Source organism: Actinosynnema sp. NPDC050436 (assembly GCF_040655415.1).
Taxonomy (GTDB): Bacteria; Actinomycetota; Actinomycetes; order Mycobacteriales; family Pseudonocardiaceae; genus Actinosynnema.
In genome coordinates, this window is record NZ_JBFAJV010000003.1 from 536,440 (window position 1) to 552,868 (window position 16,429).

A 16,429-nucleotide genomic window follows, 5' to 3' on the forward strand; every position below is an offset into this window, starting at 1 on the left:
CCTTTCGCCGTGACTTCCCAGGTGCAGTTGGACGCCGGCGTGGTCACTCGTTGCCGGCGGCGGGTGCACCTCGAACACGATCCAGCCATGCGCGACGCGCCCAAAGCCCCGCCCGACCCGACCGGGCTGCTCCGCAAAGCCGACGCGACCGAGCACCGGCGGGTCGTCGCCGAGGCGCTCGGCCGGTTCGCCGGCTCCGAGCTGATGGAGATCCCGCAGGACGTGCCCAGCGCCGACCGCGAACGCGTCACCGCCGCCGCCATGCAGGCCGGCGTCCGGTACATCTGGGGCGCGGCGCTGCCCCGCGACGCGCGCGGCGGCCGGCGCGGCGGCATCGACCTGCTGGTCAAGGACGCCACCGGTTACGTGCCGGTGCTCGTCGTGCGGCACAAGGTCACCGATCCCGGCTCCGGCGCGCGCACCTCGCCGCTGTCGCACCCGCTGCCCGGCGGCGCGCGCGTCGACCCGCTGCGCAAGGTCCGCCCGCAGCCCCGCGACCAGCTCCGGCTGGCCCACGCCCAGCGCCAGCTCCAGGCCGCCGGGCACGCCGCCGCCGGCCGGTCCTACGGCGGCGTGGTCGGCATGGACGGCGACGTCGTCGTGTGGCACGACCTCGAAGCGCCCACCTGGCCCAACGGGCGCACGGCGTTGGCCGAGTACGACTCCCGCTTCTCCGACCGGCTCGCCGTCGCCGCCGCCGCCGCGACCGGCGCGGACCCGCTCGCCCGGCCGTCGCGGATCGTCGAGTGCCGCTCCTGCCCGTGGTGGCCGGTGTGCGAGGTCGACCTCAAGGCCGCGCGGGACGTCAGCCTGGTCGTGCGCGGCGAGGACGCCGTGGCGCTGCGCAAGATCGGCGTGACCACCGTGGACGACCTGGCCGCCCTCGACCCGCTGGAGGAACCGGTCACCCCGCTGGTCGGGATGCTGTACCCGGACGCGGTCGTGCTGGCCCGCGCCTGGCTGCGCGACCTGACGGTCGTGCGCCGCGTGCCGCAGATGGACGTGCCGCGCGCGGACGTCGAGGTCGACGTCGACATGGAGAGCTTCGGCGACCTCGGCGCGTACATGTGGGGCTGCTGGCTGTCCGGCGCGGACGTGGGCGAGGAACCCGGCTACCGCGCGTTCGCCACCTGGGACCCGCTGCCGTGCGACGACGAGGCCCGCTCGTTCGCCGAGTTCTGGGGCTGGCTCACCGGCGTCCGGCTGCGCGCCCGCGCCCGGGGCCTCACCTTCCGCGCGTACTGCTACAACGAACTCGCCGAGAACCGCTGGCTGCTCGGCTCCGCCGACCGCTTCAAGGGGCGACCCGGCATCCCCCCGGTCGCGCAGGTCCGCGAGTTCATCACGTCCGACTCGTGGGTCGACCTGTTCGGCATCGTCCAGCGGCAGTTCCTGTGCGCCCACGGCAAGGGCCTCAAGACCATCGCCCCGGTCGCCGGCTTCTCCTGGCGCGACCCGGAGGCGGGCGGCGAGAACTCGATGCGCTGGTACCGCGACGCGGTCGGCATGGACGGCCCACCGCCCGACCCGGCCCAGCGCCGCCGGCTGCTGGAGTACAACGAGGACGACGTCCGGGCCACCCACGCGCTGCGCGAGTGGATGACCTCGGACGCGATGGACCGCCTCCCCTTCGCAGGAGACCTCTGACCGGTCCCGGACCTAGCGCGGGGCCATGCGCAGCGCTCCGGCACACGGGGCACAGTGCCCCTCGGGAAGCGCAGGCTGTCATGGGTGCGGTCCGCTCGTCACAATCGAGCTTCCCGGTGTGCTGCTGCTTCCCTCGAAGTTCCTCCAGGACGGCTGAAGCCTCGGCGGTGAACAGGAGTCCGTGGGGTGGAGCGCTCACTCGTCCTCTTCGTCGCTCTCGACGTCAGCGGTGACCCAGTCGAGCTTCCGCGCCCTGCCCTCCGCGGCGTCGGCCAAGCCGCGGGACAGCGACGCCCTCAGCTCGTCGTTCTCCCAGACCAGCAACTCGCGCTTCCGGATGCTGGCCAGCGGGGTGAGCAGGATGGCGCCTTCGTCGTTGATCGACACGGCGTAGCGGTCGTCTTTGCGGATTCCGGCCTTGCCGAATGCGATGCGCGAGCGCTCATCGGCGGCTACTCCGCCGATGAGGTGGAATCCTTCGAGTGTCGACATGGTGGCCCTCGATCAGGTTGCGAGCCGGGTCGGGCAAGCTGCCCCTGTTGCGGCAGTGACGCGCTCGTCAGGCTCGGGACGCTCCGCGACGCGGTGCCTGCGTCACAGTGCCGGCGGCAGCCTGCAGGGCAGTGGCATGTGGGCAATGCCCCACCCGGTGACTGCCGCACGACGTCGGACCAGGCGCAGACCAGCCGCGCGACCTAGCGCGGGGCCATGCGCAGCGCGCCGTCCATCCGGATGACCTCGCCGTTGAGGTAGTCGTGCTCCACGATCGACACGGCGAGCTGCGCGTACTCCTCCGGCAGCGCCAGCCGCTTCGGGAACGGCACGCCCGCCGCCAGGCCGGCCCGGAACTCCTTGGAGACGGTGGCCAGCATCGGCGTGTCCACGATGCCCGGCGCGATCGTCATCACCCGCACGCCCACCGACGACAGGTCGCGCGCGGCCGGCAGCGTCATCCCCACCACGGCCGCCTTGGACGAGGCGTAGGCCACCTGGCCGATCTGCCCGTCGTAGGCTGCGATGGACGCCGTGTTGATCACCACGCCGCGCTGGCCGTGCTCCAGCGGCTCGGACTTGCCCATGGCCGCCGCCGCGAGCCGCAGCACGTTGAACGTCCCCACCAGGTTGACGTCGATCACCTTGCGGTACAGGTCCAGCGGGTGCGGGCCGGACTTGCCCACGGTGCGCGTCGACGGGCCGATGCCCGCGCAGTTCACCACCACGCGCAGCGGGGCGCCCGAACCGGCGGCGGTGTCGACGGCCGCCTGGACGTCCTCCTCCGAGGTCACGTCGGCGGCCAGGTAGGTGACGCCCTCGACGGGTTCCGCGTCGTCCACCCGGATGTCCAGGGCGAACACGCTCGCGCCCCGCGCGGCCAGCGCACGCGCGGTCGCGTTGCCCAGCCCGGACGCGCCACCGGTGACGATCGCCGAGGTTCCCTCGATCTCCATGCCCCACCCTCCGTTGTCCAGCGACTCTGCCGGACCTGGAGGTTAACGGCCGTTCAGCTCCTCGCGGTCGGACAGGTGCAGCAATGCGACCAACGGCACGGCCGCGACGAGCGCCAGGCTCGCGAAGACCAGGGTGATCAGCAGCAGTTCCATACCTGAACGATGCACCCCGGCGAGCCGCCCCCGCGTCCGCCGCCAGGGCTGTTTCCGCATACCCCCGGAGGACTACCCACCTCACTCTCCGCATACAACTTGCGTTCCACCCACGGCCAACTTCGGCTGCCACCGTTCCCCCATGTTCGTCCGGCGGATCGCGGTCGTGGGAACGGGTTACGTGGGGCTGACCACGGGGGCGTGCCTGGCCTCCCTGGGGCACCGGGTCGTCTGCGCCGACGTGGACGCGCCCAAGCTCGCCCGGCTGCGCGCCGGCCGGGTCGACATCCTCGAACCCGGCCTGACCGACCTGGTCACCCGGGGCCAGGCCGCCGGCCGGCTGGCGTTCGTGGAGGGTGCGCGGGCCGCCGTGGCCGACGCCGAGGTGGTCTTCCTGTGCCTGCCGACCCCGATGGGCGAGGGCGGTGCCGCCGACCTGTCCGCCGTCGAGTCGGTGGCCCGCGACCTGCGCGAGGTGCTCCCCTGCGGGACGGTCGTGGTGTGCAAGTCCACCGTCCCGGTCGGCACGTCCGCCCGGGTCGCCGAACTGGTCGGCCGCGAGGACGTCGCCGTCGTGTCCAACCCCGAGTTCCTGCGCGAGGGCAGCGCCGTGCGCGACTTCCTGCACCCGGACCGGATCGTCGTCGGCTCCGACTCGCCGCAGGCCGCCGAGCGGGTCGCCGCCCTGTTCGCCAAGCTCGGGGCACCGACCGTGCTGATGGACGCGGCCAGCGCCGAGATGGTCAAGTACGCCGCCAACTGCTTCCTGGCGATGAAGCTGTCCTACGTCAACGCCATCGCCGAGCTGTGCGAGCTGGTCGGCGCGGACGTCACCTCGGTCACCGCCGGCATGGGCCACGACCGGCGGATCGGCCAGGCGTTCCTGCGGCCCGGACCCGGCTGGGGCGGGTCGTGCCTGCCCAAGGACACGCACGCCATGGTGCGCATCGCGGACTCCGTGGGCGTGGACTTCGCCCTGCTCAGGTCCACCATCGACACCAATCGGCGGCAGCAGCGGCGGGTCGTGGAAAAGGTCCGCGACGCCGTCGGCGGCACCCTCGCCGGAGCCCGCGTCGGCGTGCTCGGGCTGGCGTTCAAAGCGGGCACCAACGACCTGCGCGACTCGCCCGCGCTCGCCGTGGCCGAACTGCTCGCGTTCGAGGGGGCCGAACTCGTCGCCCACGACCCGGAGATCAGCCGGCCGCTGGTCGGCATGACCGTCGTGGACGACCCCTACGAGGCGGTCCGGGGTGCCGACGCGGTCGTGCTGCTCACCGAGTGGCCCCGGTTCCGGCTGCTGGACTGGAAGCGCGTCGCCGCGCTGATGAACGGCGTCGAGGTGCTGGACACGCGCAACCACCTCGACGCGGACGCCCTCCACCGCGCGGGCCTCGTGCTCCACGGCCTGGGCCGCCGCCAACCCGCCGCGACCGGCTGACCACCGCCGGCCCGCCTCCGCCAAGGCACCCCACGTGCGCCGACCGCCGTAGAAAAGGACACAATTTAGTTCGCCAGGTTAACCATGCACGGGGTGCCGACGTAGGTTGTCCGCGTGTTCACCACCCGGCCGGAACTCGTCGGCACCCACGGCATGGTCGCGTCCACGCACTGGCTCGCCTCCAGCGCGGGCATGGCGGTCCTGGAGGACGGCGGCAACGCGTTCGACGCGGCCGTCGCCGCCGGCTTCGTGCTCCAGGTCGTCGAACCCCACCTGAACGGGCCCGGTGGCGAAGTGCCCGTCGTGTTCACCACCGGGACCGACGCGACCCCGAAGGTGCTGTGCGGCCAGGGCGTCGCCCCCGCCGGGGCCACCACCGCCCACTACCGCGACCTCGGCCTGGACCTCGTGCCGGGCAGCGGTCTGCTGGCGGCCACCGTGCCGGGCGCGTGGGACGGGTGGCTCACCCTGCTGCGCGACCACGGCACCAAGTCGCTGCGCGACGTGCTCGGGTTCGCCATCGGCTACGCGCGCGACGGCTTCCCGCTGCTGGAGCGCGTCTCGGCGACCGTCGACACGGTGTCGGACCTGTTCCGCGACCACTGGACGTCGTCCGCCGCCCTGTGGCTGCCCGGCGGGCAGCCCCCGCGACCCGGCGCGCGGTTCCGCAACCCCAAGCTGGCCGACACGTGGGAGTGGCTGCTCGCCGCCGCCGAGGCCGCCGGCAGCGACCGCGAGGCGCAGATCGAGGCGGCGCGGCGGGCGTGGTCGCAGGGGTTCGTGGCGGCGCAGGTCGAGCAGTTCTGCCGGACCGCGTTCCGCGACGACTCGGGCGTCGACCACGCCGGCGTGCTGACCGGCCAGGACATGGCGTCGTGGCAGGCGACCTACGAGGACGCCGTGACGGCGGACTTCGGTGAGTGGACGGTGGCCAAGATCGGCGCGTGGTCCCAGGGACCCGTGCTGCTGCAACAGTTGCGGCTGCTGGAGGCGTTCGCGGACCGACTGTCCTATGTGGATGGCGTGCCCACGGCGGAGACCGTGCACCTGGCCGTGGAGTGCGCGAAGCTGGCGTTCGCCGACCGCGAGGCGTGGTACGGCGACAGCGGTGGCGTACCGTTGGAGACGCTGCTGTCCAGGGAGTACGCGCAGGCCAGGAGCGCGCTCGTCGGAGAGACGGCGTCGCGCGATTTGCGTCCTGGGTCCCCTGATGGACTGAAACCGGTGCTGGCCGGGCACGTACTGGCGGGTAGTTTCGTTGCCGGGAAAGAAGGAGGCGGCGGCGCCCTCGGCGAGCCGACTGTCTCGCGCACCGGTGCGGTCCGGGGCGACACGGTCCACATCGACGTCGTCGACCGCTGGGGCAACCTGGTGTCGGCCACCCCGTCCGGCGGCTGGCTCCAGTCGTCCCCGACGATCCCGTCGCTCGGCTTCTGCCTGGGCACCCGCGCGCAGATGTTCTGGTTGGACGAGGGCCTGCCGAACACCCTCGCCCCGGGCAAGCGCCCGCGCATCACGCTGTCCCCGACGCTCGCCCTGCGCGCCGGCGACCCGGCTGCCGCGTTCGGCACCCCCGGCGGCGACCAGCAGGACCAGTGGCAGCTCGGCTTCTGGCTGGCCCACACCACCGGCGGCCTGAACCTCCAGGAAGCCATCGACTCGCCGATGTGGCACAGCAACGCGTTCCCGAGCTCGTTCTACCCGCGAGCCTGGACGCCCGGCGAACTGGTGGTCGAGTCGCGCCTCGGCGCGGCAACCCTGGACGCGCTGCGCGACCGGGGCCACGAGGTGATCGACGCGGGCCCGTGGGCCCTCGGCCGGATGTCCGCCGTGGGCCGCGACGCCCGGGACGGCCTGCTCCGGGGCGCGGCCAACGCCCGAGGCAACCAGGGCTACGCAGTAGGCCGCTGACCCGTCGGAAGCGGGGCGTGCGCGTCGGGAGCGGGGCGTGCCCGTTGGAAGTGGCACGTGCTGCGGCTGGGAAGCGGCGGCGTTGTCCGGGCGGCGAGCCGTGAGCGGTGGCGCGGGCGGCAAGCCGTGGGGCGGGCGGGCTCGGCGCGGCTCAGCGGTCCAGTGCGGCTCAGCGGTTCAGCGCGGGCGGCGGCGGTGCCCGCTCGGTGGGAGTGGCGCGGTGCCGGCTCGGTGAGAACTGTGCGCGGCGGGGCCGACAGGCGGCAGCGCTCAGGGGGGTGTGGCTTCGCTCAGGGGTGGTGTGGCTTGAGGTTGGAACGGCCCCGGCCCGAGGGGGAGGGGGCCGGGACCGTTCCGGCTCTGGCGGGGTCGGTCAGCCGACGCCCCGGTCCTCGGGTGGGGCCTCCTCGGGCGTGGCCTTCGCCGGACCTGACGCCTCGGCGGTGTCGCCGGGGTCGGGTGCCGGGGGCCTTCCCGGGGTGGTCTTGCCGAGGTCCATGGGGCAGAAAATTTCGTAGATCGGCCCCTCTGATCAAGCCCGCTACTCCCTCCGAGTGGATTCCTTCACCCGGAGCGGTGGAGCTGGACCGAGGTGCGCTGCCCAGGTCGACCGACCGGTCTCGTCCGGCCGGCCTTGTACGGCGGGTCTCGAACAGCCGGTGTCGAACAGCCGGTGTCGAACAGCCGGCGGCGTACGGCCGGCGTCGTACCCGGCGAGCGCGCTTCGCGGGCGATGTCCGCCCTGAGCACCCTCCCGTACGGTCGTCCCGTGGCCTGGCTGGCGTGGGTGTGGTTCGCGGCGACGTTCGTGCCGCTGCTCTGGCGGCGCCGCTACCCGGTCGCCGTCATCGCCGTCACCGGCGTGTCGACCTGGCTCTACTACGTGACCGGGCACGGGGGGCCGCTGATCGTCGTCCCCGCCTTCGCGCTGCTGTCGCTGCGCCGGGTCCGGGTCGCCGAGCGCCGGGACCGCCAGGTCGAGGAGGAGCGCCTGCGGATCGCGCGCGAGGTGCACGACGTGGTCGCCCACAGCCTGGCGATGATCAACGTGCAGGCGGGCGTCGCCGCGCACGTCGCCGACCGCCGCCCCGACGAGGCGGTCAAGGCGTTGCGGGCCATCAAAGAGGCGTCCGGACGCGCCTTGGACGACCTGCGCGCGACCCTCGGCGTCCTGCGCACCGGCGAGGGGGTCGCTCCGGTGCCTTCGCTGGCCCGGCTGCCCGAGCTGGTCGGGCCGGTGCCCAAGGCGCGCGTGGTGGGCGACCCGGGCGAGCTGCCGGCCCCGGTCGACGCGGCGGCGTACCGGGTGGTGCAGGAGTCGCTCACCAACGCCCTCCGCTACGCGCCGGACGCCACGTCGATCACCATCGCGTTCACCCGCACGCCCTCCGCCCTGGAGGTCTCGGTGCGCGACGACGGCACGGGTCCGCAGCCGACCGCGCAGGGGTCGGGTTCGGGGCTGCGGGGGATGCGGGAGCGGGTGGAGGCGCTGGGCGGCGGGCTGGAGGCCGGGCCCCTGCCGGGTGGCGGGTTCGAGGTGCGTGCGGTTCTGCCGTGGGAGGTGGCGCGTGATCAGGGTGGTGCTGGCCGACGACCAGGTGCTGGTGCGGGCGGGGTTCCGCCTGCTGCTGGACACCGAGGACGGGTTCGAGGTGGTGGGCGAGGCCGGCGACGGGGCGGAGGCGCTGCTGCTGGCGCGTGAGCACCGCCCGGACGTGGTGGTGATGGACATCCGGATGCCCGGGGTCGACGGGCTGGCCGCCACCCGCGACATCTGCGCCGAGCTGCCCGGCGTGCGGGTCCTGGTGCTGACGACGTTCGACGTCGACGAGTACGTGTTCGAGGCGCTGCGCGGCGGTGCCTCGGGTTTCCTGCTCAAGGACACCGACCCGGTGGAGTTGCTGCGTGCCCTCCGGGTGGTCGCGCAGGGGGACGCGCTGCTCGCACCGACCGTCACCCGTCGCCTGATCGAGGAATACGCCGCCCGTCCGGAGCACCGGCGACCGAACCCGGCCGCGCTGCGTGAGCTGACCGCCCGGGAACGGGAGATCCTGGCCCTGGTGGCGGGCGGTCTGTCCAACGACGAGATCGCCGGTCACCTGGTCATCAGCCCGGCGACCTCGCGCACGCACGTGAGCCGGGTGATGACGAAACTGGGCGCGCGGGACCGGGCGCAACTGGTCGTGCTCGCGTACGAATCGGGTTTGGTGAGTCCGCGTCGGCCATAACCCGACAGTATGAGGAATTGTTATACCTCTGGTCACCCAGGGTATTCCCCGTATTGGTTGCACATTCCGGGAAGGCTCCCGGGAGGGTGCATATGCTCGCTACAGAAAGCAAGCATGGGACCGAACAAATGCACGGAGGGTGACCAGGCCGACGAGCCCCGCGTTCTTCACGCGGGGCTGGGGATCGAACGGGAAGTCAGGCGATCGCGCCCGGCGGCAGCTTCAGCTTGAACGGCAGCGTCGTCACCACGGCGAGGTCCGACGCGGTCCGCTTCATCAGCGTGGGCGCGTTGCGGGAGCCCGGTTCGGGCAGGTCGAGCAGCCGGTCGACGGCCTCGACCAGCGGCCCCTCGTAGATCCAGACCGCCTGCGCGGCCCGCGTGCTGTCCCGAACCGCAGGTAGGCGGCCTGCGCGCGCCTCCGTCTCGGACCAGAACAGGATCGAGTCGATGAAGCCTCTGCGTTGCTTGAACGCCATGATGCGATCGAGCTGTCCGTCCTCGTCCCGGAGGTGGAGGAACTGGAAACCGCTCTCGCGCAGCTCGATGACCTTGCTCAGTGCGAGATCCATGGCGCACCTACCTCTGTATCTGAGGTCCCCTAGCAGGCACAGGTCTGTTGACCCGAAATTGATCGTACGGCAAGCGCACAATCCCCCATAGGGCCTAGGTGGACGAAGTGGTCTCAATGCGAGGACGATCCCGGTCTGTTTTCGTTGCAGACCGCAGCGCCCAAAGCGCGCGCGCCGAAAATGTGACCGCTCCCAAGGTGACCAGGCTCACAGCAAGCCACATCTGCTTCTCCGGTCGGTCGGGGGATGCCATCACCACAAGAGACGCCGCGCATGGGACGGGGGTTGCCTTCCGACGGAGGGGCCAACCCCGGCCGCCGCCGGTCGGCCCGGATCGGGTGATACCGGCAGCTCGCGCGCGGCTATCCTGCTGCGGTGGCACGCGCATTGATCACCGGAATCACCGGGCAGGACGGCCGGTACCTCGCGGAACTGCTGCACGGCAAGGGCTACGAGGTCTTCGGCCTGGTCAAGGGGCAGAGCAACCCGCGTGCCGAGCTGGTGCAGCAGGAGCTCCCCTTCGTGGAGGTCGTCTCCGCCGACCTCCAGGACCTGACCAGCCTCATCTCCGCCGTCGAGCAGACCCAGCCGGACGAGGTCTACAACCTCGCCGCCATCTCCTTCGTCGCGCTCAGCTTCAAGCAGGCCGAGCTGACCTCGAACGTCACCGGCCTGGGCGTCCTGCGGATGCTGGAGGCCATCCGGATGGCGGGCGGCAGCACCGACAACCCGATCCGCTTCTACCAGGCGTCCAGCTCGGAGATGTTCGGCAAGGTCCGGGAGACGCCGCAGCGCGAGACCACCCCGTTCTACCCCCGGTCCCCGTACGGCGTGGCCAAGGTCTTCGGCCACGACATCACCGTCAACTACCGCGACAGCTACGGCCTCTACGCCTGCTCCGGCATCCTGTTCAACCACGAGTCGCCGCGCCGGGGGCTGGAGTTCGTCACCCGCAAGATCACCAACGCGGTGGCCCGGATCAAGCTGGGCCTGCAGGACACGCTGGTGCTCGGCGACCTGGAGCCGCGCCGGGACTGGGGCTTCGCCGGCGACTACGTGCAGGCCATGTGGCAGATGCTCCAGCAGGACCAGCCGGACGACTACGTCATCGCCACCGGCCGGACCCACCGGGTCCGCGACTTCGTGGCCGCCGCGTTCGCCCGGGTCGGCATCGAGGACTGGGAGCGGCACGTCACCCAGGACCCCCGGTTCTTCCGCCCGGCCGAGGTCGACCTGCTGGTCGGCGACGCGTCCAAGGCGCACGAGCAGCTCGGCTGGAAGCCCGAGGTCGCGTTCGACGAGCTGGTGTCGATGATGGTCGACCACGACCTGGACGTGGAGGCGCGCAAGGCCGGCCTGGCGTGATCCCGGCCGTTCCGGCCGAACGGCGCTGAGCGGCCGATTACCCTCGTCGGCGTGAGCACCGACGAGGCGGAGTCCCCGAAGCAGCCGACGCCGCCTCCGCCGACCTCGGCCCCGCCGACGCCGTTCCCACCGTTGCCGCCGACGCCGCCGGTCTCGGCCCCGCCGACGCCGCCCGCATCGACGCCGTTCCCGCCGACGTCGGCCCTGCCGGTGCTGCCCGAGTCGTTCCTGCCCGTGGAGCACGCCCTCTACCGGCCGAGGCACAGCACCCGCCAGCGCACCGCGCGGTTCGCCGCCGTGGTGTTCTTCCTGCTCCCGGTCGCGCTGCTCGCGGTCGGCGTGCGCCCGGCCGAGTTCGAGAACCGCCGGCTCGCCGAGTTCCCCTCGCCCGCCGACGGCTTCGGCTTCTTCACCGGCCTCGACAAGTGGGCGGCCGACCACATCCCGCTGCGGGACAAGGCGGTCGCCGTCGCCGACGGGATCAGCCGGGGCGTGTTCGGCGAGGCGCCCAAGTTCGAGCGACCGACCGAGCCCGCCGGCCCCGTGCAGGCCCCGCCGCCGAAGGACCCCTCCCTCGACCTGCCCGAGCCGACCGCGTACGTGCAGACCGTCGAGGGCAAGGACGACTGGCTGTTCCTCGGCGACGACATCAGGTACGCGTGCGCGCCGACCGTGCCGCTCGCCGACACCTACGCGCAGCTCGACCGGCTGCGGAACGCCGTCGTGTCCTCGGGCAGGCGGTTCGTCCTCGCCGTCGCCCCGAACAAGAGCACGGTGGCCGCCGACCACCTGCCGTCGCGGTACTTCGGCAAGGACTGCGCGACCGCCGGCCGGGACAGGTTCTGGCAGTCCGTCGTCGGCAAGGGCGGCACGCTCGACCTGCGGCCCGCGCTGCGCGAGGCGCAGCAGAAGAACGGCCGGTCCCCGTACTCCAAGAACGACTCGCACTGGACGCACGACGGCAGCGTGGTGCTCGCCCGGTCGCTGGCCGAGGCGGTGAAGCCCGGCACGACCGCGACCTGGCGGGTCGACCGCACCGGCACCAACGAGCGGCCGGGCGACCTGGCCGCCCTGCTCGGCCGCAAGGACACCGACCCGGTGCCCGCCTACGTCCTCGCGCCGGACGGCAGGAAGGTCGTCACCCTGCCGCCGCCGCTCACCGACCGCGAGCCCCGCCACCTCACGCAGGACCCGACCACCGGGGTGGTGAACGCCAAGATCTCGCTGATCGGCGACTCGTTCGGCTACTACTCCGCGCCTTACGTGGCGTCGGCCTTCGCGGACGTGCGGTTGCAGCACGTCGAGGGGGCCAACACCGACCCGGCCGCGATGGGCCGGCTGCTCGCGGAGACCGACGTGGTCATCGTGGTGGCGGCCGAGCGCAACCTGGTCGGCGGCGTGTACCCGATGCTGAAGCCGACTGCCGTGGACGCCATCGCCGCGGAGTTGGCCGCCCGCCCCCGCCGCTAGCGCCGCTTGTCGCGGTCGGCCAGCAGCGACTGCACCGTGACGGCCCCCGCGCCCGCGTACCGCCGACGCCGCCGGGGCCCCGCGTCGTCCGCCGCCCCGGGACCCGCCTGCTCCGCGATCGCCTGCTCCGCGATCGCCTGCTCCGCGTCAGGCGGGACCGACGCCGGGGGCGAGACCGGAGCCGGGCGCGGGTGGCGGATGCGGCGCATCTCCTCCGTGCGCTCCACCGGGATCTCCTCGGTGCGCTCGGCGGGGATCTCATCCAGCGCGACCACCCGCCGCGACGGCGACGGGGCCGGCTCCGGTGGGCGGCGCAGCTCGGCCAGGCCGCGTTCGGCCTCCCGGACCACCTCCTCCGGCTCGGGTCGTCGAGGAGCGCGGGACAGCCGCCGGGCCAGGGCGTGGCTGGGCTTCTCCACGAACCGGTAGCTCAGCTCGACCGCGCCGAACGTCGCCGCGACCGCCACCGGGACGGCCACGGCCAGCGGCACCGCCGGCCGCAGCAGGTCCAGCACGGCGAACGCGACCAGGCCGTGCAGCAGGTAGATCGAGTAGCTGCGCTCGGACAGCGCCACCCAGAACCGCCGCTGCCGGAGCTTCGGCTCGGCGAACACGCCCATCAGGAAGAACATCACCGCGCACGCCAGCGCCAGGCTGTAGGACGCGTCGAGGCGGCCCATCGCGGGGTTGTCGGAGTACACGTACAGCGCCCACGCCAGGCCCGCGAACACCCAGCCCTGCCACAGCGGGATCTTCTTCGCCGTGGTCGCCCACACGACCTGGCCCAGCAGCGGGATCGGCAGGTAGGAGACGTTGACCGCGAACAGGAACCACGACGGCCCGAACTGCCGGGCGCTCATCAGCACCACGAACACGAACGTCAGCTGCGCCGCGATTCCCAGCCACACCCACCGCCGCAGCACCGGCAGCAGCAGCACCAGAACCGCGTAGAAGATCAGCTCCACGATCAGCGTCCACGCGACGCCGACCAGCGCCACCTGCGGGACCAGCACGTAGTTGACGACCAGCATGTTGGTCAGCACGGTCCACCACGACACCTCGGGCCGCTGCCCGGTCAGCGGTTCCACGCCCAGCAGCAGCGCGCCGGCCGTGAGCAGCACCACCACGAACATCGGCACGTACACCCGGACCAGCCGGTTCGCGGTGAACCGCCGCTGTCCCATGCGCAGCGCGATCGGCGTCACGACGAACCCGCTGACCAGGAAGAAGAACGGGACGCCGATCTGCCCGATGCCCTGCGCGCCCATGTGCATCGGGTCGCTGCTCATCGCGTCGATCGCGTCGACCACGGGCGTCGGGCCGGTCTCGCGCTTGGCGACCCACTGCTCGGAGAGGTGGCTGTAGAAGACGAGGAGGGCGGCCACGGCGCGTCCGATGTCGATGAACGCGATCCGGGTCTTCTGCTCGGTGTCCAGGAGTGCACCCCTCCCCGGTCGTCTCCGGATGACTGGCAGCACCCGGAGCGTAACGGAACGCACTGGGGCGGATGGCGGGATCGCCCCTACCCCGACCGCCGTTCCTGCCGCCGACCCTCCCAACGCCGCACCGCCCGGTCGGCGGGCACCTCCACGAACCGGTGCACCACCTCGGTGACCACCGCCACCGCGACCAGCCCGACCACGATCACGAGCGTCGCGTCGAGGTGCGGGACCAGGAACACGAACAGCGGCAGCATGACGGGGATGTGCACCAGGTACACCGCGTAGGTCCGCTTCGCCCAGCTGCGGATGAACGCGGATCGACTCACCGGCCCGTGCACCGACACCAGCACGATGGTGACCAGCAGCGCGATCATCAACGTGCGGGGCAGCGCTGCACCCGTCGCGGCGTACCCGTACTGCTTGTCCACCCAGACGACCAGCAGGAAGTGCGCCGCGCCGACCGCCACCCCGGCCATCGGGGTGATCTTGCGGGAGTGGACGAGCGAGATGAGCTGGCCCAGGCACAGCAGCGGCAGGTACCCGATCAGCCCCCGGATCTCGCGCGGGGCCAGGTCGGTCGAGCCCTGCGTCGCCAGGATGACGACGAAGCACAGCGCCGCGGCGGCCAGCGGCGGCACCCACGGCCACCGGCGCAGCACCGGGATGGTGGCGGCGACGTAGACGTAGAAGCCGATCTGGACGAGCAGCGTCCACGTGACACCGAGCAGCACCATCGGCGGTGACTGGAAGAAGCCGACCATCAGCAGGTTGTCGACCAGCGCGCCGACGTCGGCGGCGGACGGGTCCACGTCGGTGTGCGTGTAGCCGAGCCTGAGCGCCACCCACGCCAGCGCGGTGACGACCCACAGCAGCGGGAGCAGCCGCACGACCCGTCTGCGGAGGAACTGGGTCGGCGTCTCCCGGTCTGCGACGTGCGTCACGACCACACCGCTCACCACCAGGAAGACCGCCACGCCGAGGACGTGCATGTCCTTGTTGATGTGCAGCGGCTCGACCACGGCGGACTCGACCAGGCCTACCAGCCACAGGTCGCGGTCGTAGATGCCGAACCACGCGACAAGGTGGGTCAGCACCACCGCGCAGGAGCCGACCACGCGCAGCAGGTCGAGCCCGTGCATGTAGCCGGTGCGGCGGGTGGGGGTCCGGGGTGGTTCGACGGTCGTGGTCACGTCCGGCGCCTCGCCTCGCGGTGCAGGGCCTCGGCGGCCAGGCCGTTGGACGCCAGCGCGACCGGCAGGGCCAGCGCGAACGGCAGCGGGGCGCACAGGGTCAGCACCGGGTAGCCGACCACCGGGACCGCCAGCGCCAGCGGCCACGCCCGGCGGGCCGCCCACCGGACGGGTGCGGCCGGGCCGAGCGGTCCGCCGTGCGGCAGCGCGATCAGGAAGAGCAGCACCGCGACCGCCGCGCCCAGCGGGTGCCAGTACGGGGCGTTGTCCGGGAACAGCAGGTCGGCGGGCACCAGCAGGCCCACGCCCACCAGGCCGAGGCCGGCGGCGTGCGGCACGGGCAGCCGGCCGGCGCGGGCCAGCCAGGTCAGCCGGCCGGTGGCGGGCAGCGGCAGGAGGGTGGCCGCCGTGCCGACGACCCGCGCCGCCTCCGGCCCGCCCTCGGCGGCCCACCACCCGCACAGCAGGGCCGCCACGCAGGCGAGTTCCAGCAGCACGAAGACGGCCAGCGCGGGTGCGCGCAGTTCCAGCGGGCGCAGCGCGGGGGTGAGCGCGGCGAACAGCACGAGCGCCAGGACGGGCGCGGTCATTGCCGCGTCGGTCAGCGGGTCCGCGTCGAGCAGCCACAGCACGCCGCCCACGACCACTGCGGCCACCAGCGGCGGGATGCCGGCGCGCAGCACCCGCGTGCTCAGGCCGGTACCGGTGAGCGCGAAGCCGGCCGCGAGCAGCAGCAGCGCGGTGCCGAGGAAGCCGAAGTCCTCGCCCAGCCCGGTGGGCTTGCCCACCCAGGCGCGGACGGCCTCGACCACGGCGGGCGTGTGCGCGTGCCGGTCGGGCCACAGCGCCACCAGGTAGCTGTAGGCGACGAGGAGCACGCCGGCCGCCGTCACCGAGGGGAGCCCGGGGGCGGTCGGCGCGGTGCGCACCGGGACGAGGTCAGTCATCGGCGGGCAGCGCCTTCGCCTGCCGGGCGACGATCTCGCCGAACGCCGCCAGGGCCTCGGGCGAGGTGCCGTCGAACTGCACCCGCACGACCAGCTCGTCGCTGGCGTAGTGGGCGCGGGCGGTCAGCGGGCCGGTGGCCCCGGGCGGCGTGGACGCCACCTTCGGCACGCCGGGCACGGGCTCTTCGTGCTGGAGGCCGAACGCGATCTGGACCTCGTCCAGCCGCGCGGCGGTGCGCCGGGCTGCGGCGGGGTCGGCCACCCGGACCACGACGACGACCACGCGGCCGTCCGGCCGGTCCTCGACCACGGCCCGCGCGCTGGTGGGGCGCTCCTCGCGGTACGCGGCGAGTTCGGCGGTGTCCAGGAACCGCAGCTTCTCCACGTCGTCGAAGACCCGCACGTCCGGGTCGACGCCGGGGTAGCGGCCGAAGTCGGCCAGGCCGCGCGCCATCGGGTCGCCGGCGATCCGGCCCCGCTCACCGGTCGGCGGCAGGGTGACCACGGTCGCGGGCAGCGGCGCGTGCCACGCCACCCACGCGCCCGCGCAGACCGCGAGCAGCACGGCCACGACGGCGACCCGGCCGAGCCCGGACGCGCGCGTGCTCGCCACCGGACA

15 protein-coding genes are annotated in these 16,429 nt (G+C 73.0%); 7 read left to right on the forward strand and 8 right to left on the reverse strand.

The genetic code is table 11. The features are described 5' to 3' along the window. Positions 1-9 precede the first annotated feature (9 nt). Positions 10-1,647, forward strand: coding sequence for a TM0106 family RecB-like putative nuclease (locus AB0I60_RS11000; protein WP_360727732.1), 1,638 nt, complete (start codon positions 10-12; stop codon positions 1,645-1,647). Between the two features lie 195 nt (positions 1,648-1,842). Here the strand turns inward: AB0I60_RS11000 and AB0I60_RS11005 are convergent, their stop codons facing one another. Both AB0I60_RS11005 and AB0I60_RS11010 read right to left on the reverse strand, forming a co-directional pair. Beyond that, entirely contained in the window at positions 1,843-2,139 is a 297-nt protein-coding gene (locus tag AB0I60_RS11005; RefSeq protein WP_360727734.1) for a hypothetical protein, read from the reverse strand. 203 nt (positions 2,140-2,342) lie between these two features. After that, complete coding sequence (locus AB0I60_RS11010) at positions 2,343-3,095, reverse strand: SDR family NAD(P)-dependent oxidoreductase (RefSeq protein ID WP_360727736.1); 753 nt, start codon at positions 3,093-3,095, stop codon at positions 2,343-2,345. Positions 3,096-3,390: 295 nt separating this feature from the next. On the opposite strand from AB0I60_RS11010, the gene AB0I60_RS11015 reads away from it, so the two are divergent. Both AB0I60_RS11015 and AB0I60_RS11020 read left to right on the forward strand, forming a co-directional pair. Beyond that, the gene (locus tag AB0I60_RS11015) at positions 3,391-4,686 is read left to right on the forward strand and encodes a UDP-glucose/GDP-mannose dehydrogenase family protein (RefSeq protein ID WP_360727739.1); all 1,296 of its coding nucleotides are present in this window, start codon (positions 3,391-3,393) and stop codon (positions 4,684-4,686) included. Positions 4,687-4,800: 114 nt separating this feature from the next. Further along, on the forward strand, positions 4,801-6,597 hold the full coding sequence (locus AB0I60_RS11020; RefSeq protein WP_360727741.1) for a gamma-glutamyltransferase family protein: 1,797 nt from the start codon (positions 4,801-4,803) through the stop codon (positions 6,595-6,597). A 373-nt stretch (positions 6,598-6,970) separates the two neighbouring features. On the opposite strand, the gene AB0I60_RS11025 is transcribed toward AB0I60_RS11020, so the two are convergent. Continuing rightward, the gene (locus AB0I60_RS11025) at positions 6,971-7,096 is read right to left on the reverse strand and encodes a hypothetical protein (protein WP_360727744.1); all 126 of its coding nucleotides are present in this window, start codon (positions 7,094-7,096) and stop codon (positions 6,971-6,973) included. A gap of 270 nt (positions 7,097-7,366) precedes the next feature. Here AB0I60_RS11025 and AB0I60_RS11030 point away from each other — a divergent pair, with 270 nt between their 5' ends. Together AB0I60_RS11030 and AB0I60_RS11035 are read left to right on the forward strand one after the other, a co-directional pair. Further along, positions 7,367-8,299, forward strand: coding sequence for a sensor histidine kinase (locus AB0I60_RS11030; RefSeq protein ID WP_360727746.1), 933 nt, complete (start codon positions 7,367-7,369; stop codon positions 8,297-8,299). Next, complete coding sequence (locus tag AB0I60_RS11035; RefSeq protein ID WP_360728545.1) at positions 8,181-8,825, forward strand: response regulator transcription factor; 645 nt, start codon at positions 8,181-8,183, stop codon at positions 8,823-8,825. The genes AB0I60_RS11030 and AB0I60_RS11035 overlap by 119 nt, the downstream gene beginning before the upstream one ends. A 196-nt stretch (positions 8,826-9,021) precedes the next feature. Here the strand turns inward: AB0I60_RS11035 and AB0I60_RS11040 are convergent, their stop codons facing one another. Continuing rightward, the gene (locus tag AB0I60_RS11040) at positions 9,022-9,396 is read right to left on the reverse strand and encodes a hypothetical protein (RefSeq protein WP_015097510.1); all 375 of its coding nucleotides are present in this window, start codon (positions 9,394-9,396) and stop codon (positions 9,022-9,024) included. Between the two features lie 375 nt (positions 9,397-9,771). On the opposite strand from AB0I60_RS11040, the gene gmd reads away from it, so the two are divergent. Together gmd and AB0I60_RS11050 are read left to right on the forward strand one after the other, a co-directional pair. Next, positions 9,772-10,761: a GDP-mannose 4,6-dehydratase gene (gene gmd, locus AB0I60_RS11045; protein ID WP_360727749.1), complete on the forward strand. Its 990-nt coding sequence runs from the start codon at positions 9,772-9,774 to the stop codon at positions 10,759-10,761. A 51-nt stretch (positions 10,762-10,812) separates the two neighbouring features. Further along, positions 10,813-12,231: a hypothetical protein gene (locus AB0I60_RS11050; protein ID WP_360727751.1), complete on the forward strand. Its 1,419-nt coding sequence runs from the start codon at positions 10,813-10,815 to the stop codon at positions 12,229-12,231. Here AB0I60_RS11050 and AB0I60_RS11055 read toward each other — a convergent pair. From AB0I60_RS11055 to AB0I60_RS11070, 4 genes are read right to left on the reverse strand one after another with little or no spacing between them, the layout of a single operon-like run. Next, complete coding sequence (locus AB0I60_RS11055) at positions 12,228-13,709, reverse strand: acyltransferase (protein WP_360727753.1); 1,482 nt, start codon at positions 13,707-13,709, stop codon at positions 12,228-12,230. The genes AB0I60_RS11050 and AB0I60_RS11055 overlap by 4 nt on opposite strands. 44 nt (positions 13,710-13,753) lie before the next feature. After that, positions 13,754-14,863, reverse strand: coding sequence for an acyltransferase (locus tag AB0I60_RS11060; protein WP_360727755.1), 1,110 nt, complete (start codon positions 14,861-14,863; stop codon positions 13,754-13,756). After that, positions 14,860-15,810, reverse strand: a complete 951-nt coding sequence (locus AB0I60_RS11065) for a hypothetical protein (RefSeq protein ID WP_360727758.1) — start codon at positions 15,808-15,810, stop codon at positions 14,860-14,862. The genes AB0I60_RS11060 and AB0I60_RS11065 overlap by 4 nt, the downstream gene beginning before the upstream one ends. Continuing rightward, positions 15,803-16,423: a hypothetical protein gene (locus AB0I60_RS11070; protein WP_360727760.1), complete on the reverse strand. Its 621-nt coding sequence runs from the start codon at positions 16,421-16,423 to the stop codon at positions 15,803-15,805. Before AB0I60_RS11070 ends, AB0I60_RS11065 begins: the two co-directional genes overlap by 8 nt. Between the last annotated feature and the right edge of the window lie 6 nt (positions 16,424-16,429).